Source organism: Mycobacterium sp. 94-17 (assembly GCF_035617725.1).
GTDB lineage: Bacteria > Actinomycetota > Actinomycetes > Mycobacteriales > Mycobacteriaceae > Mycobacterium.
The window spans coordinates 13,243-39,462 of record NZ_JAPIYN010000010.1 but is presented as its reverse complement, the minus strand read 5'-3'; the positions used below and the strand labels follow the sequence as shown (position 1 = coordinate 39,462).

Here is a 26,220-nt window from a genome sequence, read left to right as displayed (position 1 = left end):
TCAATACCTCACGTCTGTGTAGCTCACCGTGACCTCCTGGTGGAGGAGCCGGTAGGCCGCCTGCAACTGCTGCTCGTCATCGGTCGAGCCGACCACCGCCACGATGTGGTTGCCGGACCCGTCCCGCCAGTCCAGGGCGGCCCCGGGACCCTGGTGGACGCTGACCGTGTCCACCTCGGCGCGGTCGGTGAAGTCGTTGATGCCCTCGATGGCGGTCACCGTGGCCGAGACGGTCGGCGGCTGGAGGAAGAAGCGGTAGCCGACGCGCTCGGTGGCCACGGGCCCGTCGACCGATACCGGCTCGCCCAGGGCCACCCGCAGGGTGAGGTCCAGCAGGCTGACGCCGGCGGCCCGCTCCAGCATCTCGGGCACCCCGCCGCCCACGCGCCCGTTGACCTCGATGATGCGGGGGCCGTCGGGCGTGAACTTGACCTCGGTGTGCAGGCAGCCGGTGTGTACCCGCAGGGCGTCGATGGCCCTGGTGGCCAGGTCCAGGACGGCCGAGCGGCTCGCCTCGTCGAGGGCGGCGGGGATGAAGAAGCCGGTCTCACGGAAGTTTCCGGCCGGCGGGAAGCGGCCGGTCAGGGCCAGGTGGCTGACGATGCCGTCGGCCACCACGCTCTCGACCGACACGTAGCCCGCGTAGGGCCCGCCGGCCCGGGCCGGATCGTCGGGCAGGTACCCCTCGAGAACCATGTCGGGGCGGCGCGACCCGAGGGCGCCGAGCAGCTGGTCGAACTCGGCGGTGTCGCGGACCAAGAAGGTGTAGCGGCTGCCCTGGGCCGAGCGGGGCTTGAGGACGGCGGGCCAGCTCATCTGGGCGCCGACGGCCGCGAGCTCGCGCTCGGACTGATAGGGGCGGACGAGGTGGCACGGGGGCGTGTCGAGGCCGGCGTCGCGCAGCGCGCGACGCTGACGTGCCTTGTCGGTGAGGGCGGCCGCGGTCGCCGGGCTGTGAAAGGGCAAGCCCAATCCGTCTGCCACGCAGGCCAATTCGACCATCTTGGCATCGAGGAAGGTTGTCATGCCCGCGGGTTCCCAGTCGCCGAGGGTCTTGACCGCCTGCTCGACGCTCATGCCCTCGATGTCGACGATGGGGCCGACCCGGTTGAGCAGGGCGGTCATCTCACGCATCCCCGGCACGGCCGTGTCGATGATCCACAGCAGGTCGCAGAGGCCGGCGGCCGCCTCGGCGAGCTGCATCACGGGAACGCAGCGGGGCCCGTAGCCCACCGCCACCAGCGGCCGCGCCCGCCCGGTCGTGAAGTCCGTCATGGTGGTCAGCCGATCACGGCTTCGACGCAGTCCTGGGCGTCGTAGACGGCGCGCAGGCGGCTGCGGGGCGAGGGTAGGTAGTGGGTGAAGTAGCGCACGCCCTCGGTGAGCACGCCCAGCAACGAGATGTTGGGCTGCAGCCGGCCCTCGGAGTCGTAGGGGTGGAAGCTCTCGTTGATGGCCACGCTGCCGACGGGTGTGTCGCCGTAGGTGAGCTGCGTCAGCCTGCCCTTGGCGCATAGACGGTTGAGCAGCGGCGAGCCCGAACGGGCCAGCGATGGCATGTCGAGATGGCCCCGCACCACCCCGTCGACCAGCACGTTGGCCGGCTCGTCGAGGGCGGTCGAGCTCAGGCGGACGCCGTCGGGACTGGGCGCCAACTCCGGGCCGGGCCCGAGCGGGATGCGTACCACCCCGGCGTCGAGCAGCCCCAGCAGCTGCTGGGAGCGCATGGGCGGCACGCCCGCCTCCAGGCGGTTGATGCGACCCCGGACGCGTGACTGGAACTCGACGTAGGAGTCGAGGGACAGGCCGCCGAACTCGATGACCGATCGCAGCTGGTCTCGGAGGATGCGCAGCACTTCCTGGGCCGCCTTGACGGGGCTGCCCCCCGGGCGCAGGGCCTCGGTCAGGTCGTCGTCGATCATGTCGTAGACCTGACCCTGGTAGTCGGCGGCCGAGGCGTAGTGACGGTCCGATCCGGCGAACAGATGGCTCGCCGGGTCGAATCGCCCGTAGCGTGGCTCGAGACCGTCGACGACCTTCTCGTAGTGGCCGTCGATCCAGCCCTGGCGCAGGACGGTGCGTACCTCGGCCGACTCGGCGCCGCCCCCGGCCAGCTCGGCGGCCTGGATGTAATAGCGCGCCTGCATCTCGGCGAAGATCAGCGGGAGAAGCTCGGCCCGGAAGTCCACGTGGCGCCGCGCCGGCGACCCGCCCGGGTTGGTCAGCGCCGCGAATTCCTCGGGGGTGCACACCACCGGCTGGTACTGGCCGTAGGGGTCGACGCCGGTGGCCGACTTGGCGCAGTACGGCGCCCCCGAGCGCGAGTAGAGGGTGATCCTGGGCTCGCGGCCCGAGGGCACGTAGCGCATCCGGTCGGCCCGGTCGCACCGGTCCCGGAAGGTCCCGCCCCGTCCGATGGTGAGGGCCGTGAGGATGTCGAAGCCGACCAGGCCCATGCCGGCGACGGCCACCGAGGAGCCGGCCGCAGCGCTCTGGTCGAGGCACTCGATGGGGTAGGGCTGCAGGTAGCGCAGGCCCCCGTCGGCCCGGTGCTCGTGGTTGCCGGTGTGTCCCGAGGTGAGCACCACATGGTCGACGGTGAGGGTGGTGCCGTTGTCGAGCAGCACCGCCTCGCGCCCCGCCAGCGCCTGCGAGATGTCGATGGCCGCCGCGTAGTGCCGGACGATCTCGAGATTGTGCGGGGCGTAGGCCACCAGCGTGTCGTAGAACCAGACCAGGTACTCGCCCATCAATCGCCGGGGCAGGTAGTCGGTGGGCAGGATGGGGCTGCCCCCGGCGCCGATCCGGCACTCGTAGCCCACCCAGCGGTAGCCGCGGACCACCGCCCACGGGTGCAGTCCCACGGCGTAGGGGGGGAGCGCGCCCCCGTCGGGTGCGACGTAGAGGGAGAGCTGACCGCAGGCGTTGTTGAGCACCAGGAAGTCGGGCTGCTCGGCGGAGTAAACCCCGCCGCCGAGCTGAGCGGGCTCGATCACGTGCACCCGCACGCGCGTGCCCGTCTGCCGGGCCCGGCTCACGGTCCGCTCCAGCACGCACAGACCCCACGAGCCGAGTCCCACGATGGCCATCTCGATCATCGGACGCGTCCCATCCGGTCCATGTGTGCCGGCTGGTTCGAGGCGGGAAGAAGGACGGTGGCGTCCGCGGGCGGCCGGGGATCTGCAGCCCTCGACGGCAGCGCTGCTGCCTGTGTGGTCCCCAAAGACACGTGCCCCTCCTACCGCAATCAGCTCCAACCGGGCTGTCGACGCTCGAGTGCGCGATATCGCTATACCACTGTGCACTTGATCGGATAGATTACATACCATTAGACCAAAAATAAAGAGATCAAGCGACATATAGTCGGGTGATAGGCCGAAACCGGCAGGTAGCCCGCAAGATTGCCGCTGTAGTAGACCGCCTGTCTGTCGGTCATGGCACGGCCGGCCGCGACCGCCGGCGTCTGTCTGCCGTGTGGAGTAGACCTATAGTTTGCTCAGCCATTGAGAACATCTGAAAAGTATGTATAGTGACCGAAAACAGAATCTGCGTTTGGTACCCGGCCGTGCGCTGCGGTCGCAACGTCATCGCAGCGGCTGTGCGGGGGCCCACAGGGGTAGGTCCGTATCCGGGAGGAGTAGCACATGTTGCCGTTCGCCGTGCCCGCGCAGCTGTGCCGTGCGGTCAGCGCCCGGACGGGGGCATGTGCGATCACCGGGGCCGATCGATCCGGCGGTCGCTAGATGCTGGATTTCGCCGCCCTGCCACCGGAGGTCAACTCCGGGTTGATGTACGCCGGGCCCGGGTCGGGTCCGATGCTGGCCGCCGCGGCGGCCTGGGACGCTCTCGCCGCCGAGCTGTACTCGACGGCGCTGTCCTACGGGGTGGTGATCTCCGATCTCGCGAGCGTGTGGCTGGGGCCGTCGGCGATAAGCATGGCGGCCGCGGCCACGCCGTTCGTGTCGTGGATAGCGGCGACTGCCGGGCAGGCCGCGGATACGGGTGCGCAGGCCACGGCCGCGGCCGCCGCCTACGAGGCGGCATTCGCGATGACGGTGCCCCCGCCGGTGATTGCGGCCAACCGTGCGTTGCTCATGGCGTTGATCGCGACGAACTTCCTCGGTCAGAACACTCCCGCGATCATGGCCACCGAGGCCCAGTACATGGAGATGTGGGCCCAGGACGCTGCGGCGATGTATGCCTATCAGGCTGCGGCGCAGACCGCGTCGACGTTCACGCCGTTCGCCGATCCGCCGCAGATCACCGCCGCGGGGGGCGCGCAATCCGCCGAGGTTGCCCAGGCCGGCGCCACGCCCGCGGGCTCAGCCGCTCAGACGGTGGCGCCGCTGACGTCGGCGATGTCCACTCCCGCCGCCGCCGCGCTGCCCGACGCCGGCCTCACCTCGGGTGCCTCGTCGATGTCCTCGACGTCGTCGGCGTCGCAGCTGTCGATGTTGACGACCCTGACGTCGTCGTCGACGACACTCACGTCGGGCGCCGGCATGGTGTCGGGTGCGGGTTCGTCGGCATCGATGTTCGGTCCGGCCGGTGCGCTCATGCAGTCCGTGAATCCGATGGCCGGTGTCGCCGGCCTGCCGGTGTTCAAATCCTCGCTGACCGGCTTCGGTCCGGGGACGGGCGTCGTCGGCGCGCCCGCCCTGGGGAGCGCCACCGTGACCGCGGGCGCGGGCCGGGCGGCCACCGTCGGCGTGCTCTCGGTGCCACCGGGCTGGGCCTCGGCCGCGCCGACAGTCAGCCCGGTCGCCCCGGCGCTACCGGGCGCCGGAGCGACTCCCGCGGTCGCGGCCGGGGCGCCGGGGGCGATGCCGAGCGGGATGCCGATGACGGCCGGCGCGCAGCGCGGCACGGGATCTTCGACCCCGCCCCGGCTCACGATCGGCTACCGTCCGGCGATGGTTCCGGACGCGGTGTACGCCGGTTGAGGATCGACAGGGAAAGGGGACCATCTGAGCGTTTTCGGCCGGCGGTGATGCGGGGTCGCGGATCCGCCCGGCTTGTCGGTATCCATCATGTCCAAGCTTTGAAGTAAGGAGGCATCAAGATGCCTATGCGTTTCATGACCGACCCGCACGAGATGCGGGCGATGGCGGGCCGCTTCGAGCTGCACGCCCAGACGGTGTCCGACGAGGCTCGCAAGATGTGGGCGTCCTCGCAGAACATCGCCGGCGCCGGTTGGGGCGGGCAGGCCCAGCTGACCTCATACGACACCATGGGCCAGGTCAACCAGGCGTTCACCAACATCGTGAACATGCTGCACGGGGTGCGTGACGGGCTGATCCGTGACGCCAACAACTACGAGCAGCAAGAGCAAGCCTCGATGCAGATTCTGAGCAGTTAGCCGCGCGACTTTTTTAGATCGGGAGAACGAGATGTCTATCAATTATCAGTTCGGCGATGTCGACGCCCACGGCGCCCTCATCCGTGCCCAGGCCGCATCGCTGGAAGCCGAGCACCAGGCCATCGTCCGCGATGTGCTTGCGGCCGGGGACTTTTGGGGCGGGGCCGGGTCGGTGGCGTGCCAGCAGTTCATCACCGACTTGGGTCGCAACTTCCAGGTGATCTATGAGCAGGCCAACGCCCACGGGCAAAAGGTGCAGACTGCGGGCAGCAATATGGCGAGCACGGACAGCGCGGTCGGCTCCAGCTGGGCCTGACCGCCCGCTCTCACTCCGCCGGCGCACCCGGGAACTGCGCGTGTTGCCGCGTCACGATGGCGTGGCATTGCGCTACAACGGGTTTCGTTCGGTGGCCACGCCACGGCGGCCGGGCACGCATCCGCTGATGCGGCCCAGCCGCCCGGGGAGCCCCCCGCCTACGGCCGCGACGGCCCGTTCGCCGGCGCCGACGTGCCGGATCCAAGGGTGCAGCGACTCGCCCCAGCCGGCCGCGTTTCGCTGGGTGCGCGTCACAACATCACCGAGATTGTCGGCTGGAGGGCCGGAAACGTTTACCGTATAGGGATGTCGGGATCCCTGGATGATCTGGTGACGTCGGTCGCCGCCGCGTTGATGGCGGCCGATGCGAGTAACTCTGCCGCTATCAGCCAACGGATCCTCGGTGATCTCGTCGGCCACTTCGGTGTGGACGCCGGTTTTCTGCGCCGCAATGACCACGAGATTCACGCGACAGTGCTCGTCGCCGAATGGCCGGCGCGCAACCTCGACCCCGACCCGATCGGTGTGGTGTATTTCGCGGACGCCGACTCGGTGTTCAAACTGATCGAAAAGAACCGGGAGCCTTACATTTTGCGCCCCGAGCCGACGAACGCCGACTATCAACAGAACATTGCGGAGGGCACCGGCGTGGCTGCCGTTTCGTTGGCCTGTGTGCCGATGCTGTCCGGGGACCTGACCACCGGCACGCTGGGCTTCGTCAAGTACGGCGATCGCGAATGGCTACCGGAGGAACTCAATGCCCTGCAGACGATCGCCACGCTGTTCGCGCAGCTGCAGGCCCGCATGGCCGCCGAGGAGCAGGTCCGCTATCTGGCCGAGCATGACGATCTCACCGGACTGCTGAACCGCAGGGCGCTGATCACCCACCTCGACAAACGACTGGCCGAGGGTCGGCCCGGCCCGGTTGCGATACTGTTCCTCGACCTGGACCGCTTCAAGGTGGTCAACGAGCACCTCGGTCAGAGCGCAGGCGACCGGTTCATCAAAGGCTTCGCCGACCTGCTGCGCGAGGCGGCGGAGGGTTCGTCGGTCACCGCCCGGCTTGGCGGCGACGAGCTTGTGGTGGTGCCGTCCGCGCCGATGGACACCGAAAGCGCCGTCGCGTTTGCCAAGTGGCTACAGGACCGAGTTCACAAGCAGGTCGTTATCGACGGCGAGAAGCTCAGCCGTTCGGTGACCGTCGGCGTCGTCACCGGCATGCCGGGAAGCGACACCACTTCCGATCTCCTGCGCCGCGCCGACCAGGCCACCCGATCGGCGAAGAGTTCCGGTGGCGCCCGGGTTGCGGCATTCAGCCCGGAAATGTCCGAGCAGGACACCATTCGCAATGACATCGAACTGGAGCTGGAAGGGACGACCGACAGCTACAACGGCGCCCTGGTGCTGCATTACCTGCCCGAGTTCGACATGCGCACCGGCGAGGTGCTCGGGGCCGAGGCGCTGATCCGTTGGCAACACCCGACCCGTGGGCTACTGATGCCCGAGTCGTTCATCGGTGTGCTCGAATCGATCAATCTGGCCAGAAAGCTCGGCCGTCTGGTAATGCGTTCGGCCTGTTTGCAATTCGGACTGTGGCGGTCACGCGGCGTGGGGGCCGACGCCACGCTGCGGGTCAATATATCGCCGATGCAGCTCGTCGCGAACAACATTGTCAGCGACGTCGCCGCCACCCTCAACGAGTTCGCGATCGACCCCAAAGCGGTGTGTCTCGAAATCACGGAAAGGGTTGTGGTCCAAGAGATCGACACCACGCGGCGAACACTCGCCCAGCTCAAAGACATTGGCGTACAGATCGCTATCGACGACTTCGGTACCGGCTACAGCGCGCTGGCTTATCTGAAGTCGCTGCCGGTCGACACGCTCAAGATCGACAAGGGATTCGTGCTCGATCTCGGCTCCAGTACGCATGATCTGGCGATCGTGCAGGCGATTGTCGCCCTGGCGGACGCGTTCAAACTCGAGGTCGTCGCGGAGGGCGTCGAGACCGTCGCCGCCGCCAAAACGCTGGTTGAACTGGGCTGCAGTCGGGCGCAAGGTTTTCTGCTGTCCCGTCCGCTGGACAGCGCGGCTATGGAGTCGCTGCTCGCCAAGGGGGCAATATCGATGGACTTCTCCGCCATGCGGGATGTGCCGTTCGACGCGTGATCACCGATCGGCGGGGCGCCGCTCGAACAGGTAGTAGCGCGTCGGCGTCTTCTCATCGAGCTCCCGCTCTTCGCCCGTGGACAACAAAGTCCAGTTCTGGGCGAATCGGCGTTCCATCTCGGCGTGGTCGATGCCCGGCACGCCGAACCTTCCACCGGGCGGGAACGCGACGATCAACAGCCGCGCGCCGGGTGCGGCCAGGGCGCTGACCTCACGGACGTAGGCCTCGCGATCGTCCCCGCTCATGTTGTGCAGACAGCCGTTGTCGACGATCAGCTCAAAGCCGGTCCCGATGCCCGACTGACTCAACTGCGTGACGTCCGCGTGGACGAAGTCGACCGATACTCCCGCGGCGCCTGCCTTGGCGCGCGCCTTGGCGAGCGGCTTCGCGACGTAGTCCACACCGGTGACGTGCCAGCCGCGTTGGGCGAGATAAATGGAGGAGTCTCCGGTGCCGCACCCGACATCGAGCGCCGAACCCGTTGGGAGCGGGGCTGTGTCAGGGGTGCCCTCGACCAGATCACGCAGGCCCTGGCCCAGGGCATGGCCCTCCCACGGCGTGAAGCCGACTCGATAGAAGAACCGGAAGCGGGTGTGTCGCGAAGCCATAGCCGTCATGATCGCATCTTCGTCACCACCCGCGACAACGCGCCTCGGCGCGACGTCAATGTCAGCGGGCCTCCCGTCTGGTCGTGGCGACCGAGGGGGGTGCGTCGGGGCACGCGATACGGTACACAATGAGCACGATGCACGAGCCCGATGAAAGCGCCTACAGAGCGCACATTCTCGACCCCGCAGACCCTGCCGACGGTTCCGCGTTGCAGCGGCTCCGGGCAGATCCCGGCGTGGTGTTCATCGACCATCTCGACGCGCAACGGGCCAACCTGGGCGGCCTTCGCCCCCGCCCCGACGATGAGCTGGTCGCGGAGCCGGCCCGGTGGGCCTACTTCGCATGGCGGAGGACGGCCGTTGCGGTGCTGGGCCCGCGCGGGTTTCGCGCGGTGCGCCTGGACCGTAACCGCAACAACATCACCCCGCGCGAGCAGGACAGGCTCGGTGCGCTGCGGATCGGCGTCGCCGGCCTGAGCGTCGGCCACGTCATCGCACACACCCTGGCCGCCGAGGGCGTGTGTGGCGGCCTTCGCCTGGCCGACTTCGATCGCCTCGAACTCTCCAATTTGAATCGGGTGCCCGCCGGCGTGCTCGACCTCGGCGTGAACAAAGCCCATGTGGCCGCGCGCAGGATCGCCGAGCTTGATCCGTATCTACCGGTCGAGGTTTACGATGCCGGGCTCACGCCGGAGACCATCGACGAGTTTGTCGACGGATTGGACATTCTCGTCGAGGAATGCGACGCGCTCGATATGAAGGCGGCGCTTCGAGTGGCCGCCCGCGCGCGCGGGATCCCCGTGCTGATGGCGACGAGCGATCGCGGGCTGATTGATGTGGAGCGCTTCGACCACGACCCCCGACGCCCGATCTTGCATGGCCTGCTGGGCGAGCTGGATCTGGCGTTGTTGCCCGGCATGAGCAGCCGCGAGAAGGTTCGGCACGTCCTGCGTCACCTCGAAGCCGAACGGTTGTCGCCGCGCGTCGCCGCGTCGCTGGTGGAGATCGACCGCTCGTTGTCGACCTGGCCGCAACTGGCCTCGGACGTGGTGCTCGGCGCCTCCGTCGTCACCGAGGCCGCACGCAGGATCGGGCTCGGAGAAGAACTGCGCTCCGGCCGGGTCCGCATCGACGTCGCCTCGGCCCTCGAACAACTCGACGAGCCCGACATGGCCCGGGAGCGCCCCGCGCCGGAAGAGCGTCATGAAACGCCGGAACTGCCCGGGGCCGCGGGCGCGGTGGCCGCTGCCGCGATCCGCGCCCCGTCGGGCGGCAACGTGCAACCGTGGCGTGTCCATGCCGCCCCCGCCGGCATCACGATCGAGCTTGACGCTCAAGGCAACTCCATGATGGACGTCGGCTTGCGCGGCAGCGCCGTCGCGCTCGGCGCCGCCGTGTTGAATGCCCGAGTCGCGGCCGCGGCCCACCATGTTCTCGGGTCCGTCACGCTGACCGAGCGCGCCGAGGGGCCGCAGTTGCGCGCCGTCCTGACGCTGGCCGATGGCACCGACCCCGACCTCGCCGGTCTCTACCGGACGATGCTCGCCCGCGAAACCAACCGCCATCACGGTAGTCCCGAACCGATCGACACCGCGACCGTCGACGCGCTCACCGCCGCCGCCCGCCGGGAAGGTGCGGCGCTACGCCTGCTCACCGACAGAGACGACATTGCCCATGCGGCAACGATTCTGGCCGAATCCGATCGCATCCGCTACCTGACGCCACGGCTGCATCAGGACATGGTCTCCGAACTCCGCTGGCCCGGGGATCCTGATCCCGACACCGGGATCGACGTGCTCAGCCTGGAACTCGATGACGGCGACCTCGCGGTGCTCGACATCCTGCGCCGCCCGGACGTCATGGGCCATCTGGCCCGGTGGGATGCGGGCAGCGCCCTGGGTGAAGACATGCGCGACCGGATATCGGCGAGTTCTGCGCTGGCCGTTGTCAGTGTTCACGGGCAGACGCTGCGCGACTATGCGAAGGGTGGCTCGGCGGTCGAGCTTGTCTGGATCATCGCCCAGCAGCGAGGATTATCGGTCCAGCCGGTTTCGCCGGTGTTCCTCTACGCCCACGACCGCGCCGAAACCGACTGTCTTTCAGATGCTTTCGTCGATCGGCTAGAGCAGTCGCGGCGCGAATTCGGGCGGCTGGCCCGCGTCCCCGCCGAAGATTCCATCGCGCTGGTATTGCGGTTCGCCGTCGGGCCACCGGCGACGGTGAAGAGCCGGCGGCGCCTGGACCGCGTCCGGATCGGCTGATCCGGAAGGTCAGCGGCGCCGCACGCGCGCCCGGATCGGCGCCGCCGCGACCATGGTGAACGGCACGGCGAGCGGGAAATCGTCCTCCAGAGAACGGATCTCGAACCGCCGCACGATCGTGGCCAGCGCCAGTGCAGCTTCCAGCATGGCAAAATGATCCCCGATACATGAGCGCGGGCCGCCGCCGAATGGGACGTACTGCCAACGGTCGCCGCCCTGCGAACGCTCGGGACCGAATCGGTCCGGATCGAACGCCAGCGCGTTATCCCAGAGGCTCGGATCGCGCTGCACCGCCATCCTTCCGACCGCCAGCATCGTGCCGGCCTCAACGCGAAAGCCGGCAACTGCGACGTCGCGCTCCGCCATCCGGGTGCCTGTCGGACCCGGCGGGCAGAGCCGCAGCGCCTCCTGGAGCACCTGGACGGTAAAGCCCAACCGCGGCACGTCGTCGGGTGCTAGTTGCCGATCGCCGAGTTGCCCGACTTCGGCCGCCACCCGGTCCTGCAAGTCGGGCCGTCGGCCCAACGCCCACAGCGCGTAGGTCAGCGTCGTCGCGGTGGTGTCGTGACCCGCGAACAGGAAGATGATCATCTCGTCGCGAATGGCGTTGTCCGACAACGGCTGGCCGGTCTCGGGGTCGGTCGCGGCGATCAGAGCCCGCACCAACGGTGCGTCCCTGGCCGGGTCGCTGCGGCACGCTTGGACAATCTCGTCCGCAAGCGCACGAATCGTGGCCACCGCCGCACGCGCCCGCCGCCGCGCCGGCGTGGGCATCCAGTGCGGCGCGCGCAACGGACGCAGCGCCCGCCGCACGGCGTAACTGGTTGCGACACGCAACGGTTCGGCGACCGCGTCGCTTCGTTCATCGAGGTCCAGACCCAGCACCGAACGGCCCAGCGCCCGCATCGTCAACAAGCGGCACTGGGCATCCAGATCGATCACCGCGTCGTCGCGCCATAAGGCGCACACCGCCTCTGCCGCCTCGGCCATGTGGCCCCCGAACTGGCGGACACGCTGGCGGGTGAACACAGGCTGCAGTGTGCGGCGGCGCGGCAGCCACTCGGCGTGCGGCAACACGAACAGATTTCCGCCGAGCAACCGGCGGAGCTCGGTAGTGACCGTGCTCGTCTTGTCGATGGAACCGTCTCTGACGCTGACGATGTCGTGGATGGCCTGCGGAGACGTCGCGACGACGATCGGTGGCATCAGCCACTTGGGTCCCAAGATGACCCGGGTGACCGGCCCGCCCGCATCGCGAAGCCTGTCCACCCCGGTGTGGAAGACCCTGACCGCCTTCAGGCGCTCGCGATACGGCAGCGGGTTCTTCGGGGCCAACGGCAGCGCGGCAATGTCACGAGTCGAGTCCCTGACGGACACAGCGTCGAGCGTACCGCGACTGCATCAGCGGCTTGGCGCTCTCAGCCGCGACCCACGACGACAACACCGATCAAACATGTCGCGCCGGTGCCGTCATGATGCGCAATTACGCTTCATCCAATAGCGGCGCTTCGGTCTCCTGCCGGCTATACAACTGTTGGGTTAATTGATGTGTCTCTTGGAGGATCTTGGCCACCTGCGCCGGCTGCGCGTGATTGACGAAGTCGCGCCGATTCCACCACATCATCTTGGTTTGATAGCGCTCATCGGGGTACGGCGTCGCGGGAATATTTGCCACCACCCCACCTGAGGACCGCCACCGGTTCAGCGCATAGGCCGCGGCTGTGGCCATGCAGAATTGAATGTCCAGCAGGGCCATCATGTGGAAGGCGCTGCGAGCCACGGCGCTGGTGAGTTCAGAACTGCGGTCCGCGGCGTCGGCCGCCCATGCCGACTTCATCTCCAGAACACCGAAGGGCACCCGATCGTTGATCGCGTTGCGGACCGCACCCTGGCCGGGTTGTCCGGCCCATTCGACGAGCGCGTGCGAGTCTTCCGCGGACCGCAGCGGTCCCTTGGCCCGGACACCGGCCACCATCCGCCCGGCGTCGTCGATCACCCCGAAGAACATGATGGTGTCCGCACCGCTGCGCAACGCGTCGAGGTCCAGAGCGCACTCGACACCATGTTTGCGATAGCTGCGATGCGCGCCGACGGAGTACTCAGCCCACAGATCAGGGTCCGTCGTCGGCTGCGAAACCACCAGCGTGCAGCCGATATCGGGATCGTGCCAGCTGAGGCCCTGCTCAAGGCGGAATCCATCGACGCCTGCGGCTTGCAGCGGAATCACAGCCATAAACATCTTCCTATCGGATGCGGACTTTTGGTTGGTTTTTGCGAATTTTCTAGACTCAGGGGATGAATATATCCGGATTTACAAACCATATCCCTGCAAGCTAACCCTAGTCGTTCTATCGCCTTAATACTTTGCCAGAATCTAGACTCCAGGCAATATAAACAGCGTAGCAGACCGTCGTCATCATATTCCCAATGCAAGATGATGACCATCCGTCTGGCTCTTTTCCAATCCAAGAAACGAAAACCGGGTCAATGTTGGCGGAATCGTGAGACTTTAGCCGTACGGCCCACGGGGCCCGCGCGAACGTGCTGACAGCGCGGGCGGCTTTGCAGACGAGTCTCTCGTCCGGGCGAAATGTCGGCCGACGGCGCGTTCCCAAGAAGTTGGACGCTCGTGCAAGTTTGCTGGGCGCAAGGGGACTACGCAGTGCGGTCGGCAGCAACTTCTTCGTCGCCCGTCGACGACAATCCGCTCACGTGTCACCGTTTGCCCAAACGCGGGGCGTTTCGCATCCGGGCAGGTCAAGGCTCGCATTCCGTGCCGTGCAGGAGTGCCGAGCCGAATGGTTTCGGCATAATGCGCAAATGCGTCTTCGCCGTTCTGTGCGTCATTGGATCACCGCAATTAATTGAAAGATTTTCGACTTCATCATTGCCGCGCCGGTGACTCACGATATCTCGTCAAACGGCAGTGCTCGGTAACAGCGCGTCTCATCACTTCTGTAATGCGGGCACCATTGTTGACCGTCAGGCAGTAGCGTCGTGCTGTCGGTTTCGTCGAAAAGGATCCCGCGATGACGGTGGGAACTCACACCAGGGCACGGGTCGGGTCAGTGGTCGCGTTGCTGCTCGCGGCCACCACGGTGACGATGGTCATGGGGCATCCGTCCGGGAGTCCCGCGCCCGCGGTGATCCCCGTGGATGTATCCCGACCGCTGTCCAGCACCGTCGCTCTGGCTCCGCCACCGCCGGGCTTTCCGAACCTGGACGGGTTGTCGGATGTCTCCGCTGATCACGTGGGCGACAACCAGGGCATCTATCCGCTGGCGACCTTTACCGGCCCGTCCGGCGTGCAGTGCGCGATGTGGAGCAGCCTCGGCGACACGGCGGCCTCCTGCTACGGGACGATTCCCGGCGCGGACCCTGCGGCGAACCATGTCTACGCGAGCGACGTCGGCGCGCAATTCGACCAGAACACGCCTCCCGCCGCCGACAAGCTGAACGGGAAGCCCCTGGCATCGGGCCAGAAAGTCGTGTTGGGCGCGGGCGGAACCCTGATGGGCGGCGACCAGATCACCTGCGGCGTGCAAGGCGTTGTTGTCGCGTGCGTGGTGGTCAGGGGATTCAGTCAGAATCACGGTGACGCCACCGCGCAGCGACACGGCTTCGTCGTCGATCCGCGCAAGAGTTGGACGTTTTGAGCTTTCCGGTTCGTTCTAGCGCTTCGGGGCCAGCACGACGACGGGAATGGCGCGCGACGTCTTCTTCTGATACTCGTCGTACCGGTTCTGATTGTTCTTGTTGACGATCTGCCACAGCCGCGGATAGTCGGGATCACCGGAGCGCACCGGTCGTGCGGTGACGGCGAAACGCCTTGGGCCGACGTTGATCTCGACGTCCGGATCGGCCTTGAGGTTGTGATACCAGCCGGGAGCCTCGGGTGCACCTCCCTTGGAGGCGACAACCAGATAGTTGTCACCGTCGCGGGCGTAGGTCAGCGACGTCGTGCGTTGTTTGCCGGTCTTCGCGCCGACGGTATGCAGCAGCAGGCTTGGTATCCACAGGGTGCGGTGACCGATCCAGCCGTTGGTCTTCTGATATACCGCGTCGTGCACCCGCAGCACCTGCGACAGCACCTTCTCCACCAGACTCATAGCCCCAGTCTCACCCAGTGGCGTCGAGATTCGCCAGTGCCGTGCGCCCGGCTAGTGGTGATGCGGGGGTCGCTCGTCGCGCAGCCGGCGTTCGTCGGACGCCTCGCGCACCTGCTCCTCGTCGCCGAACCGCTCCACGTCCTCGGGGGTGACGTGCACCCGCTTGGGGTGGCCGGTGGCCGGCGTTCGGTGTGCGGGTTCGCTGGGCATCAGGCAATTGTCTCTCATTCGGAGGAACCCTGGGTCTTGCCTGGACCCGTTGGCCGGCGGCGAACGGCTGGACTTCGTCAAGGACCTCGGCGCCGTCATGCCGCTGCGCGTGGGGGGCATGCTGTTCGGCATCCCCGCGGACTATCAGCGCCGGGTCCAGGAGGACGGCGAGAAGTTCGTTCGGACCACGCGTGGCGGACGCATGACGGACAACACCGATGCCAAGCTCGCCGACGGGGAGGTATTCGCCGGCTTCATCGACTGGGCGCACCGGTCATCCCGCCGCCGACCTCACCACCGAGCTGCTCTTGGCGCACGGCCGCCGCTCCGGCGTGCGCCGTCGAATCCTGCCTTCAGGTGTTCTCGGTGATCCACGTGGTGGTGAAGCGCAGTATCTCGGGGATGCCCGCGGCCAGATCGGATCCGATGGCTTTCTCGAATTTGCCACCCACCAAAGGGATTTTCACCTCGACCCGCAATGCGGAGCGCGCTTGGCAACCGCCGTCGTCCGCCGGTGCCAGCCAGGTTTCCACCTGACCAGACCCCAACCCGCCCGACGCCGTGATGCGGGCTTGCCCCCGCAGCTGCCGGTCACCGTTCGGTCGCCAAGTCTCGCTCTGCACGATTCGCAGGTCACCTTTGACGAATTTGGCGGCCAGCCCGGGCAGCAGCTGACGACCGATGTGCTGGGTCACCCGCACGGTCACCGCGTCGTCGGCGTCGACTACCAGCGAATCCAGCGTGATGTCGGCGTTACCGGCTATGCGGGCCCGCCAATAATCCTCGCGGGCGAACGCGGCGTGGATCTGCTCGACACTGGCGGGCGACTCGGTCGAGACGTCGAATGAGGACGACATATGCATCCATTCTGACAGAGGCCCCGTTCAGGGCCGTTCGAAATGCTGATAATCGACCGGCGCCCTCCAGTGGCCGCCCCAGCGCCACCCACGGTCGGTGAAGACGCGCACCACGGGGTCGTCGTCGTGCAGGACCCCCGGGTCGCTGCGGCCGCGGTCCACGTACTGCGCCGCGTTGTGCGGCTCGAAGGTGCCGTCGGCGTAGACGCACGGGTTGCGACGCGGATTCAGGTCGACGGCGCGGCCGTAGGCGTGTCGAGACCAGTGGCCGCTTCCCGGAATGCGCCTGCAATTGAAAGCCGACGTGTTGTCGTCCTCCATCGACAGCTCGTCATCGGCGCCCGGATAGTGGTCGGCCGTGCGGATCTTCTCGATGGGAAAGCCGCGCCGGTACAGCTGCGCGAAGATCGCGACGACGTCCGGCACCAGGTCCTGGTGCACGATCAGCTCACCACGGTGGGTCCGGCCGTCGAAACCGATGTGGTCGACCCCGACCCGTCGTAGCCGGCTGGGGTCCACCGGGCAGCCCGGCTGCCAGCTCGCACCGAGCTCCGCCGCGGTGACCGGCCGAACGGCGCCCCCGGCAGGCGCCGGGGTGGACGATGGCCCGGCGACAGGCGGTGGCGGCGCGGCCGTGCACTGCGTCAGCGTGACCGCGGCCGTGGCTGCCACCGCGGCAATCCGCAACCTGGCGGAGGTCACCGGGGAGGGGTCCGCACCGCTTTGCTCCATCGAACGAGACCGCTCGCGACCGGGTGTTGCGAGCCGGGGTCCTCAACGCTACGGCACCCCGCTCCTAATCCGATGTGCAACAGCCACTTTGCGGCGAACGCGGCGGCGCGGTGGATGCCGGCGGGGGCGTCGACCTACCCTTGCCCTATGCCGGTAGTCCGTGGCGGGTGGACGTCCTGGCCACCATCGCTGCGCAAGGCGGTTGTGGTCGCCGTCGCGTTGCTTGCCCTCGTCGCGGCTTCCCCGTGGGTCTTCACCGCACACACCCCGGTGGCCGACCGCCCGCAGCCGCCCGCGCCGAAGCCCGCGCCTGCGCCCGCCGCGCCGGCCCCCGCCCCCGAATTCGCCACCGTCTCCACGCTGATCAACGAGGCGATCGCGGCCAACGAACTGCCCGGGGCCGTGGTGCTGGTCGGGCACGGCGGCCAGGTCGTCTTCCACCAGGCCTACGGGTCGCGCAAGCTCGCGGGCGAACCGGGGCTCGATGGATCGCCCGCACCGGCGGAGCCGATGACCGAGGACACGATCTTCGACATGGCCTCACTGACGAAATGCCTGGCCACGGCGATCGCCATCATGCAGCTCTACGAACAGGGCAAGGTGGCGTTCGACGATCCGGTGCAGAAGTATCTGCCCGACTTCAACACGACCAACGATCCACAGCGCGCCCAGGTCACGGTGCGCATGCTGCTGACCAACACCTCCGGCGAGGGCATCGATGTCAACCTGGCGGACCCGTGGGGGCTGGCCGGGCCCGACAAGGCGGAAGGCATTCGCCGCGCGCTGGCCACGCCGCTACAGTCGCATCCGGGTGAGCTTTTCCGGTACTCCGACATCAACTACATTCTGCTGGGCGCGCTGCTGGAGAAGACTGCGGGCGAGGCCGAAGACACCTACGTGCAACGCAATGTGTTTGCGCCGCTTGGTCTGAAATACACCCGCTACCTTCCGGTGGCCAAGGCCTGCGGCCCGCACGCGGTGCGCGGGGCGGCCATCGCGTGGGCCGCCACGCCCACGGGAGACCGGCCGGCGAATTGTCCCGCGCAAGCATGGAGCGCGGACCTGTTGCCGCGCATCGCGCCGACGGCGCGCGACGAGGAGAGCAGGGACGACCCGGGCAAGAATCCGGATTTCTTTGCCCTGCTTCGGGGTACGGTGCATGACCCGACGGCGCGCCGGATGGGGGGAGTGGCCGGCAATGCCGGGTTGTTCTCGACGGCTCACGATGTCGGCATCTTCGCGCAGGCACTACTCGACCGGCTGGCCGACCGTCCGAGCGAATTCCCTTTGCGCCCTGCGACTCTCGGTCTGATGACCGCTCCCCAGCAGCCCGGCCACACCGCCGGGCAAGTGGGGGCGGCGAACCGTGCCGCTCAACAAGCTCACGTCCCGCACTATCCGGCGATCGAGGGCCAGAGCCTCTTCGGTTTCGGTTGGGACATCGACACGGCCTATTCCAGGCCGCGCGGCACGGTCTTTCCCGTCGGCAGCTTCGGCAACACCGGGTTCACCGGAACCACGCTGTGGATCGACCCGGGCTCGGATACCTACGTCGTTCTGCTGTCGAACTCGATCCACCTACGGGGCAGCCCTCCCATCTCGAATCTCAGGGGCGCGGTGGCCACCGCGGCGGCGCGGGCCTTGCAGCTGTACGGCGCCGCGCCGTCGGCCGCGGCGCCCGCGCCGCGGAAAACACCGTGAATCTTGTCATTTCACGCAGGGAACGCCGTCGGCCGTCATGCGTGAAAGGTTGGTGACGGCCGGTTCTTGCGTGCCGGTGCCGGTGGCCGGCACCGTGCTGACGGGGGCCGCGGACGTTGGGGTCGGCGATTCCGACGTGTCGTAGCGTCGGCGGTCGAACCGGGAGTAGTCGGTCCCGACGGTGAGCCGCACCGTGTTGCGGGCGACGGCCGAGGATGCGGTCGCCCTGATGTCGTATTGGTCGGCGAGCTCGGTGGCAGCCACCTTCGCACCGGTTCCGTAGCTGACGTTGCTCGTCTCGGTGGTGGAGTCGGCCGTGCTGAGCTGGCCCGCACCGAATGTCCCTGTCGCCAAGAGTATTTGGAGGCTTGCCGCCTCGCCCTGCCGGCCGGAGGCATTGACGACGTCGAGCGTGATGCTGCCGGCGCCGCCCTGCGCGCCACCGTCCGGTTGCGCTGCCGTGCTGGGCGACGGCGTCGTCGGTGAATCGGCGCCCATCAGGTTGCGCGCGATGGAGCGGATGGTGGGTATGTCGATGAAGTTCACATAGGCGCCGTCGGAGAGTTCGCCGAAGCCGGCGACCGGCAACGTGTATAGCGCGACCGATCTGTTGGGGAATGCCAACGCATTTCGCAGCAGACCGTCGAAGTCGAAGGCCGCATCGACGGCGACGTTCTGCTTCGCGACGTCCAACAGGGCGCGCAGCCGGGCGGGGTCCGACAGTGTGCCATCGCGGCGCATCGAGCTGATCACCGAGACGATGAACGCCTGCTGCCTGCGGCTTCGATCGAGGTCGGTGAACGCCGCGTCGTCGGGGTCGCGGCGCTGCCGGACGAAGGCCAACGCCTGGGTTGCGCTGATCTGTTGCGCGCCACGGTGAAAGTCCGCGCCGGAGTAGTCGCGGTCCGAGGTGTCGGCGTTGAGGCACACCGTGATCGGTTGGACCACCTGTGCGATTTGGAAGAAACCGGCCAGGGTGACCTCGATGAAGTGGTCGATCGGGATCTGCAGGAGGCTCTTGATGGTGCTGATTTCGGCTTTGCGGCCCGCCTCCCGCGCCGCCTGTTCTTCAGCCGCCGCGACTTGTCCCTGCGGCGGCGCCGGATTCGGCTGCGAGCTGCCGGAACCGTGGCCGGACATCACCCGCTGGTAGGCGTAGCTGTAGGCCTCCTTGATCTTGCCGCGGCAATCCGTGGTCGGGCATCCGGCCAGATCGACGTAGTCGTCGCGTGGGATCGAGATCGCGGTGACCGGGCCACCGCCGCCGGGCAGGTGCACGACGATGAGGGCGTCGGAGTCGCCGTCGGCGGAATCCTCGTTGCCCGCGTGCAACGCGTCGTAGAGGTCGGGAGCCAGCGGCTGTCCGTGCTGGTCGCGGCGGCTGTCCAGGCCCATGATCAAGATGTTCTGGTCGCTTCCGGTCGGCGCGGGCTCACCGGCCAATGCCTCGGATCGGGTGATGCCCGCCGAGGCCCTGCGGTAGGCGTGCCAGGCGACGCCGACGGCGGCGATGACCACCAGCGATACCAACGCGGCCAGCATTTTGGCACCGGCCACCATCCTGTGGTTGCGGTGCCGGCGATTCCGGCACCCCGCCGTCCGCGAATGTGCTTCTCGCTCGCCGGACGGGCCGGCTTGACGCGTCATGACAGAACTGAGAATAGCCAGGCAGCGGCGGGTCTAACCGGCATTGCGGATGGTGACGGCTGCATCTGGGCTACGACCTGTTCTGGTCTGCGATCCCACCGAGGCTGGGTCGGTCAGCTCGTCAGGCGTCCGGATCGGGCGCCCACCTTGGTCGGCGGACGTTGGTCCTGCGCGGCGAACGGGCGGAGGCCAGTGCCGCCGCGTGCTCGCTGTTGATTGCGGTCAGCGGCGGAGGCTGACCCTTGCGCAGCGTCGCGATCAGCTCGCGGTAAGGGCCGATGAGGTAAGCGGTGTCGCCGGCTTTCAGTCGGGCATCGCGGCGCGGACGCAAGCTGACCGGCCCTTCCGGACGGGTGATTGCGATGACGCGCGTTTGGGTCGACATGTCCGCCATGCGCAGTCCATCGAGTTCGCTGCCCGCCGCGACCAGCATCGCGCCCATCATGAAGGAGCGCTGCCCGACCCAAAACGTCCCGAGCACCTGTAGGCCCATCGCGGCACCGATGAACCAAGGTGCCGCAAGGTCGACGATCGACCGCACGTTCTCAAAACCGAACCGCCGATTCACCGCATTGCTCAATGCACGGCCTTGGACGCGCATGACGATCGGCACCTTGGTATCGGGTCCCAGGATTTCCAGCAAGACGATCCCGGTCTCGATGTTCTCCATGTCGTCCTGGCTCACCACGGCAACACCGCGGGCGCGATCGACGCGCGCTGATTCCAACGTCTGACGCATCGCTGAGTCTCCGAAAATCACGGGCACATCGAGTTCGGCCACGGTTGACAGGAAGCGGTTGTTCTCGTCCTCCTCGATGACGACGACGTCGTATCCGGCGGCTGTCAGGTCGGTGACGACGCGGACACCGATTGAACCGAGTCCGATGACGACGACGTGATCGCGCATATGGCGGGCGCGTCGGAGTCCGGCCGTTTGCAGGAAGCGCCGCGACAGCAACAGGTCCGCAAGAAAAGCGACCAGGACGGCGGTAACGGTCACGCCGCCGAACATCAGCACGACGGCGAACAGTCGCAGCAAGGGGGATTGTTGGGCGAAGCTGAAATCGCCATAGCCCACGCCGGTAATCGTCTCGGAGGCGAAGTACAGGGCATCGATCCAGGACATCGGCGGGTTGTGATAGGCGAAGCGCACCACGGCGGCCGAGCCGAGCGTCAACAACAGCGCGAATGCCAGCAAGGAGAAGAGCATCGGATTCACGTCGTCGCGCATCGCACGCGCGGCATCGATTGCCCGTCGGACTCGAGAGTGGCGAGATCGCTTCGCGGTCGGCGGAGGCACCGTGATCCCGCGGGCTTCCAATTCGTCTTTCACGCCGATCATCGAGGTCCAATCGCCGGCGTAGACGTGCAGATCCCGCCCCGGGCACGGCACCACCTCGCCCGGAGTAGGTGAGTTCTTGCCGTGGACGACGGCCACCGGGGCCAGGTCGGCGTAGATTTCGCGCAGCGTCGCCTCGTACGGTGCCTCGCCTCCGCACACCACGAATTCGAGTCCTGCCGTGCGGAACTGATGGGCGTTACGCGAGAGAACGGCCTCGACGAGCGATGGTGTCGCAAGGTCGGCGACGTCCAAGATCGCTCCGGGACCGTTGACTGCGGTTACCGCTCCGCGCAGCACATCGTTGGCCAGACGTGCCACCACACGCACACTAGGACTGAATTCTCTTGCTAATAACGCGATTTCGAGATTCAACGCGTCATTGGGTCCAGCACAGACTACGGCGCGCGCGCGGTTCACCCCGGCGCTGAGCAGGTCGGCGGCGGTGTTGATTTTGATTATTCGTGCGCCCGCGCCCCTCAGCTCCTCGGCGATCGTCCTCGACAGCGCATCGTCGCCGCTGACGATGATCTCTCGATGGAACTGAAAGAGCTGACCCGTTTCGCGGCGATCCGGGTGCCTCGTTCGATCGCTACCACGGCTCGTCGCAACATTCGGCCGTTCCCGTACGTCGTTCGGCATGATGCTGCCACCTCCGTTGATACGCGTAATCACGCGCCGGTATCTCGTTCCTATGACTATCGGCCACCGCGCTGGATGGCGCCACCGGAGGATCGATGACCGACAGCCAGACTGAACACCACTGTTGCGCAACCGAAGTCGCTTACCATGTCGGCCGGCCGAAACCCGGACCCGGTCGAGGACAAGTTGCGCGCGCCGGCCGCAACAAGTTGGACTCATCATCGTCACGCAGGCGAAATAGCAGTGGTATAGAGAAAGGTCCCGAGTCAGTTCTCTCCGCCTGAAAAGACTTGGTAAAGGCGAGTTCTGCGGGAAAAACGGCGGTGGAGCACGCGTGACTTGCGGTTGTTGTCTGCCCGGATCAAGCAAGGGAGCCTATGTGTCCGAAAAGACGCCCGACGATATCTTCAAGCTCGCCCAGGACGAGAACATTGAATATATCGACGTCCGCTTCTGCGACCTGCCAGGCACCATGCAGCACTTCACGATTCCGATCTACGCATTCGACGACAACGTATTCGAGAACGGCTTGGCGTTCGACGGTTCCTCGATCCGGGGATTCCAATCGATCCACGAGTCCGACATGCTGCTGCTTCCCGACCCGGAAACCGCGACGATCGATCCGTTCCGTGTCGCCAAGACGCTGAACTTGAACTTCCACGTTCACGACCCATACACCCTCGAGCCTTACTCACGCGACCCGCGCAACGTCGCCCGCAAGGCGGAGAATTATCTCATCAACTCCGGCATTGCGGACGCCGCCTACTTCGGCCCGGAAGCAGAGTTCTACATCTTCGACTCGGTGAAGTTCGACTCGCGCACCGATACTTCGTTTTACAAGGTCAATGCGACATCTGGGTGGTGGAACACCGGGGAGGAGACCGAGCCCGACGGCAGCCTCAATCGCGGCTACAAGGTCCGCCCCAAAGGCGGGTACTTCCCGGTCGCTCCCACCGACCACTATGTCGATCTGCGCGACGAGATTCTCACCCACCTCACCAACGCGGGCTTCTTGCTGGAGAAGGGTCACCACGAAGTGGGCAGCGGCGGCCAAGCCGAAATCAACTACAAGTTCAACACTTTGCTACACGCGGCCGACGACCACCAGATGTACAAGTACATCGTCAAGCAAACCGCATGGCAGGCCGGCAAGACCGTGACGTTCATGCCCAAGCCGCTGTTCGGCGACAACGGCTCCGGTATGCATTGCCACCAGTCGCTCTGGAAGGACGGCTGCCCGCTGATGTACGACGAGGACGGATACGCCGGCCTGTCGGACGTCGCCCGTCACTACATCGGCGGCTTGCTCTACCACGCACCGTCATTGCTTGCCTTCACCAATCCCACGGTCAACTCGTACAAGCGGCTGGTTCCGGGCTATGAGGCTCCGATAAACCTGGTGTACAGCCAGCGCAACCGCTCGGCGTGCGTGCGTATCCCGATCACCGGGAACAACCCGAAAGCAAAGCGGCTCGAGTTCCGCTGCCCCGACTCGTCGGGCAACCCCTACCTGTCGTTTGCGGCCATGCTGATGGCTGGGCTCGATGGCATCAAGAACAGGATCGAGCCGCCTCCCCCCATCGATAAGGATCTCTACGAACTGCCGCCGGAAGAAACCGAGCACATCCCACAGGCGCCCACGCAGCTGTCCGCGGTGATCGACCGCTTGGAGGAAGACAGTGAATACCTCACCGAGGGAGGCGTGTTCACGCCCGACCTGATCCACACGTGGATCAACTACAAGCGCGATTACGAGATCGCGCCGTTCAATCTCCGCGTCACCCCCTACGAGTACGCGCTCTACTACGACGTGTGAACCGGCGCCGCTACCGGTCCGGGAGGGGCCTGGCTACTAAGACTCCGGCCGGCTTTCCAACAGCCGCAACGGATGCAGGCCGTCGACGTTGCCGACGAACGGCGGGTGAATGCTGTAGCCGAGCATCCGGCGGATGTCGCCGGAGACCGCGCGTGCGATGTCGCGCGATATCGACAGGGTGTAGGCCTCCATCGGGCGCAGCCACGGCTGGCAGTACTGCGCGGTGACGGCCAGGCGCTCGCGCTGCGTGGTGTTGGCGCCCCCGCCGTGCCACAGGGTGCCGACGAAGAACACGCACGATCCGGCGGGCATGACGACGGGCCGGGCCTCATCGTCCGGACCCGGCCGGCGTTTTCCCCAGCGGTGACTGCCCGGGTAGACGACGGTGGCGCCGTTGTCGGCGGTGAAGTCGTCGATGGCCCAGATCGTCGCGGCCGCCAGCGGGGCCCGGGGACGCGGAATCGGGTAGAAGCCATCGTCGTGGTGTGCCAGCTGCGCGGCCTCGCCGGGCTGAATGTTGATGGCCTGCAACGCCGAAAGCAGGTAGTTGGGCATCAGCAGCCGATCGAGCACCGCCAGCACCCGCGGGTCATCGACCAGCCGGTCGCAGTCCCGGGTCCTGCTCAGCACGCTGTAGATCCGCTGGGTGCGCAGGCCCTCGAAACTGTTGCGTCCGGTGTGCCCCAGCCAGGGGCGCACCACCTCGCGGATTTGCGCGCACTGGCCGGCGCTGAGCAGGTTTTCCCAGATGACGTAGCCGTCGTGTTCCAGCGCCGCCATGTCGGCCTCGACGATCGCGCTGTCTACCGAGCTGCCACCTGTCGGTGTGCGCCGGTACCGCTGCGCCAGATCGCCGCGCAGGTCCTCCAGCGTGGTCAGGGATTCGTCGTCGATGCTCATGGGTGCTCGTCCTTGGTTCACTGGCACTTCTGCCCACCCTAGGTCGGGTTCGCCCCGACCCACACCCGAATCGCCGTCGGGTCAGCCCCGCAGCCCGGTGACGAACCGTTGCACGCTGCGGGCCAGTGACCGTGGGACGTGGTCGGGATCCATCAGGTCGTTTTCGGCCAGCGGGCCGGCCTCGTCGGCGACGGTGCGCTCGGTGAACGGCCGCAGCGTCTTGCCGTCGCCCCGAAGTGCCTCGACCGCCTTGAGCACCGACCGGTGTTCGACGATCGCGCCTTCCAGATCGACGACCGGAACACCGAGGTGCTCCGCCACCAATTCGTTTCGTAGCGTAGCGATTTCGTGGCGCAGGGGGCCGTGCTCGGCGTCGGCCGGTTGCGCCTCGATGGCCACATCGCACTCGCTGTCGAAACCCATCGAGCGGTTGTTGAAGTTCGACGAGCCGATGCGCAGCAGCCGATCGTCGACAACCAGCACCTTGGAATGGACGTAGATCGGTGTGCCGCCGTCTGTCACCGGCCAGTAGACGCCCAACCGGTCGTGATCGTCCGCTTCCCACAGCAGCTGGATGAGGCGGTGGCGGGCGCTGTCCATGGTTCCCCGCTCGAGGGGGTTGTTGCCCCGGCGGGCGAGCACGATGACGATCTCGGGGCCGTCGTCTTCGCGCAGCCGCGCGGCCAGCGCTTCGGCGATGGTGCGCGACGCCAGGTATTGGTTCTCCACGTAGACGGTGTCGCGCGCCGCGGCGATGGCGGCCAGGTTGAGCGCCTCGACCTCACGGACCTCGGGGCGATCGTCGAGCTCCGGCACGGTGCGCGCAATTCCGACGTCGACGTGGCGCAGGCGCGGTGTGAGCTTGCCGGGCCAGGCGCTGTGCTTGGCCTCGACCGGCGACAACGGCTGTTTCGTTGCGGTCTGCCACCTGGCCAGCGCCTGCTCTCCCAGGGCCCGCGCCGCCGCACCGTCGACGGCCACGCCGATGTCGTGACGCGGCCCGTAACCGCGGCCCACGGTTCGGCGATGCGGATTGTCGTGCGCGTGCGCACGGGTATCCCATCGTTCGAGCGTCAGGTCGATACCGCCGCAGAACGCGACCGCATCGTCGACGACCACGATCTTCTGATGATGCACAGAGCCGATCGGGTGGGCGCCGTCGATGGCGAAATGCATTCGCCTGCTGCTGATCTGGTTCAGCAGCGACACTGGTGTGAGACCGAACCAGATGCCGTCAAAGGCCGGCAGCAGCCGCAGGTTGGACTTCAGCAGGTAGATGTCCAGGCCCGGCCGCTTCCACAGCATCCAATAAAGAAAGGCGCCCAGCTGATTCGGCCCGGGAAGCGTCTTCGCGCCCCGCTCGAAGCTCACCCGGGCATCGAAATCCCAGCCGATCAGCACGATTCGATGGCGGGCGCGCAGCATCGCCGCCTTGACGCGCTTGAAGTAGTCCTCCGCGTCGATGATGGGGGCGAACCGGTCGGCCCGTGCCGTGCGCCAGCAGGTCTCGCCGGGAATCAGAAGTCGATCGTCGTGCACGCGGGGCTCTCAACGAT

23 protein-coding genes are annotated in these 26,220 nt (G+C 66.9%); 9 read left to right on the top strand and 14 right to left on the bottom strand.

Annotated features, from left to right (window positions below; all coding sequences use genetic code 11):
* Both OQ789_RS13495 and OQ789_RS13490 read right to left on the bottom strand, forming a co-directional pair.
* On the bottom strand, positions 1 to 1,275 hold the full coding sequence (locus tag OQ789_RS13495) for a hypothetical protein (protein WP_324686431.1): 1,275 nt from the start codon (positions 1,273 to 1,275) through the stop codon (positions 1 to 3).
* 5 nt (positions 1,276 to 1,280) lie between these two features.
* Positions 1,281 to 3,098 carry an FAD/NAD(P)-binding protein gene (locus OQ789_RS13490; RefSeq protein WP_324686430.1) on the bottom strand — a complete coding sequence of 606 codons (1,818 nt, stop codon included), beginning with the start codon at positions 3,096 to 3,098 and terminating at the stop codon, positions 1,281 to 1,283.
* 645 nt (positions 3,099 to 3,743) lie between these two features.
* On the opposite strand from OQ789_RS13490, the gene OQ789_RS13485 reads away from it, so the two are divergent.
* From OQ789_RS13485 to OQ789_RS13475, 3 genes are all read left to right on the top strand, one after another.
* On the top strand, positions 3,744 to 4,943 hold the full coding sequence (locus OQ789_RS13485; RefSeq protein ID WP_324686429.1) for a PPE family protein: 1,200 nt from the start codon (positions 3,744 to 3,746) through the stop codon (positions 4,941 to 4,943).
* A 119-nt stretch (positions 4,944 to 5,062) separates the two neighbouring features.
* The gene (locus OQ789_RS13480) at positions 5,063 to 5,359 is read left to right on the top strand and encodes a WXG100 family type VII secretion target (protein WP_324686428.1); all 297 of its coding nucleotides are present in this window, start codon (positions 5,063 to 5,065) and stop codon (positions 5,357 to 5,359) included.
* A 31-nt stretch (positions 5,360 to 5,390) separates the two neighbouring features.
* A complete protein-coding gene (locus OQ789_RS13475) occupies positions 5,391 to 5,675 on the top strand; it encodes a WXG100 family type VII secretion target (RefSeq protein WP_324686427.1) in 285 nt (94 codons plus the stop codon).
* A gap of 72 nt (positions 5,676 to 5,747) precedes the next feature.
* On the opposite strand, the gene OQ789_RS13470 is transcribed toward OQ789_RS13475, so the two are convergent.
* Complete coding sequence (locus OQ789_RS13470; RefSeq protein ID WP_324686426.1) at positions 5,748 to 5,930, bottom strand: hypothetical protein; 183 nt, start codon at positions 5,928 to 5,930, stop codon at positions 5,748 to 5,750.
* Positions 5,931 to 5,981: 51 nt separating this feature from the next.
* Here OQ789_RS13470 and OQ789_RS13465 point away from each other — a divergent pair, with 51 nt between their 5' ends.
* Positions 5,982 to 7,841, top strand: a complete 1,860-nt coding sequence (locus tag OQ789_RS13465; protein WP_324686424.1) for a putative bifunctional diguanylate cyclase/phosphodiesterase — start codon at positions 5,982 to 5,984, stop codon at positions 7,839 to 7,841.
* Here OQ789_RS13465 and OQ789_RS13460 read toward each other — a convergent pair whose 3' ends face one another.
* Complete coding sequence (locus OQ789_RS13460; RefSeq protein WP_324686422.1) at positions 7,842 to 8,450, bottom strand: class I SAM-dependent methyltransferase; 609 nt, start codon at positions 8,448 to 8,450, stop codon at positions 7,842 to 7,844. It lies immediately after the preceding gene.
* Positions 8,451 to 8,587: 137 nt separating this feature from the next.
* On the opposite strand from OQ789_RS13460, the gene OQ789_RS13455 reads away from it, so the two are divergent.
* Positions 8,588 to 10,711, top strand: a complete 2,124-nt coding sequence (locus tag OQ789_RS13455) for an Rv1355c family protein (protein WP_324686420.1) — start codon at positions 8,588 to 8,590, stop codon at positions 10,709 to 10,711.
* Positions 10,712 to 10,720: 9 nt separating this feature from the next.
* Here the strand turns inward: OQ789_RS13455 and OQ789_RS13450 are convergent, their stop codons facing one another.
* On the bottom strand, positions 10,721 to 12,088 hold the full coding sequence (locus OQ789_RS13450) for a cytochrome P450 (RefSeq protein ID WP_324686418.1): 1,368 nt from the start codon (positions 12,086 to 12,088) through the stop codon (positions 10,721 to 10,723).
* 106 nt (positions 12,089 to 12,194) lie between these two features.
* Positions 12,195 to 12,944: a hypothetical protein gene (locus tag OQ789_RS13445; RefSeq protein WP_324686417.1), complete on the bottom strand. Its 750-nt coding sequence runs from the start codon at positions 12,942 to 12,944 to the stop codon at positions 12,195 to 12,197.
* Between the two features lie 796 nt (positions 12,945 to 13,740).
* Between OQ789_RS13445 and OQ789_RS13440 the strand changes: the two genes are divergently transcribed.
* Complete coding sequence (locus OQ789_RS13440; protein WP_324686415.1) at positions 13,741 to 14,367, top strand: hypothetical protein; 627 nt, start codon at positions 13,741 to 13,743, stop codon at positions 14,365 to 14,367.
* A gap of 15 nt (positions 14,368 to 14,382) precedes the next feature.
* On the opposite strand, the gene OQ789_RS13435 is transcribed toward OQ789_RS13440, so the two are convergent.
* Positions 14,383 to 14,820, bottom strand: a complete 438-nt coding sequence (locus OQ789_RS13435; RefSeq protein WP_324686414.1) for a nitroreductase family deazaflavin-dependent oxidoreductase — start codon at positions 14,818 to 14,820, stop codon at positions 14,383 to 14,385.
* Between the two features lie 51 nt (positions 14,821 to 14,871).
* The gene (locus tag OQ789_RS13430) at positions 14,872 to 15,030 is read right to left on the bottom strand and encodes a hypothetical protein (protein ID WP_324686412.1); all 159 of its coding nucleotides are present in this window, start codon (positions 15,028 to 15,030) and stop codon (positions 14,872 to 14,874) included.
* 49 nt (positions 15,031 to 15,079) lie between these two features.
* On the opposite strand from OQ789_RS13430, the gene OQ789_RS13425 reads away from it, so the two are divergent.
* Positions 15,080 to 15,400 (top strand): hypothetical protein, encoded by a 321-nt coding sequence (locus OQ789_RS13425; protein ID WP_324686410.1) that lies wholly within the window; start codon positions 15,080 to 15,082, stop codon positions 15,398 to 15,400.
* Here OQ789_RS13425 and OQ789_RS13420 read toward each other — a convergent pair.
* Positions 15,384 to 15,887 carry a DUF2505 domain-containing protein gene (locus OQ789_RS13420; protein WP_324686409.1) on the bottom strand — a complete coding sequence of 168 codons (504 nt, stop codon included), beginning with the start codon at positions 15,885 to 15,887 and terminating at the stop codon, positions 15,384 to 15,386. The two genes, OQ789_RS13425 and OQ789_RS13420, sit on opposite strands and share 17 nt — an antisense overlap.
* A gap of 27 nt (positions 15,888 to 15,914) precedes the next feature.
* Positions 15,915 to 16,619 (bottom strand): M15 family metallopeptidase, encoded by a 705-nt coding sequence (locus tag OQ789_RS13415; protein WP_324686408.1) that lies wholly within the window; start codon positions 16,617 to 16,619, stop codon positions 15,915 to 15,917.
* A gap of 147 nt (positions 16,620 to 16,766) precedes the next feature.
* Here OQ789_RS13415 and OQ789_RS13410 point away from each other — a divergent pair, with 147 nt between their 5' ends.
* Positions 16,767 to 18,320 (top strand): serine hydrolase domain-containing protein, encoded by a 1,554-nt coding sequence (locus tag OQ789_RS13410; protein ID WP_324686406.1) that lies wholly within the window; start codon positions 16,767 to 16,769, stop codon positions 18,318 to 18,320.
* Positions 18,321 to 18,326: 6 nt separating this feature from the next.
* Here OQ789_RS13410 and OQ789_RS13405 read toward each other — a convergent pair whose 3' ends face one another.
* Both OQ789_RS13405 and OQ789_RS13400 read right to left on the bottom strand, forming a co-directional pair.
* Positions 18,327 to 19,967 (bottom strand): LCP family protein, encoded by a 1,641-nt coding sequence (locus tag OQ789_RS13405; protein ID WP_324686404.1) that lies wholly within the window; start codon positions 19,965 to 19,967, stop codon positions 18,327 to 18,329.
* Positions 19,968 to 20,088: 121 nt separating this feature from the next.
* Positions 20,089 to 22,080, bottom strand: a complete 1,992-nt coding sequence (locus OQ789_RS13400) for an NAD-binding protein (protein ID WP_324686402.1) — start codon at positions 22,078 to 22,080, stop codon at positions 20,089 to 20,091.
* Between the two features lie 247 nt (positions 22,081 to 22,327).
* Here OQ789_RS13400 and glnA point away from each other — a divergent pair, with 247 nt between their 5' ends.
* Positions 22,328 to 23,764, top strand: coding sequence for a type I glutamate--ammonia ligase (gene glnA / locus OQ789_RS13395; protein WP_324686401.1), 1,437 nt, complete (start codon positions 22,328 to 22,330; stop codon positions 23,762 to 23,764).
* A gap of 36 nt (positions 23,765 to 23,800) precedes the next feature.
* Here the strand turns inward: glnA and OQ789_RS13390 are convergent, their stop codons facing one another.
* On the bottom strand, positions 23,801 to 24,664 hold the full coding sequence (locus tag OQ789_RS13390) for a phytanoyl-CoA dioxygenase family protein (protein ID WP_324686399.1): 864 nt from the start codon (positions 24,662 to 24,664) through the stop codon (positions 23,801 to 23,803).
* 81 nt (positions 24,665 to 24,745) lie between these two features.
* Positions 24,746 to 26,203, bottom strand: coding sequence for a phospholipase D-like domain-containing protein (locus OQ789_RS13385; protein WP_324686398.1), 1,458 nt, complete (start codon positions 26,201 to 26,203; stop codon positions 24,746 to 24,748).
* Positions 26,204 to 26,220: the final 17 nt, after the last annotated feature.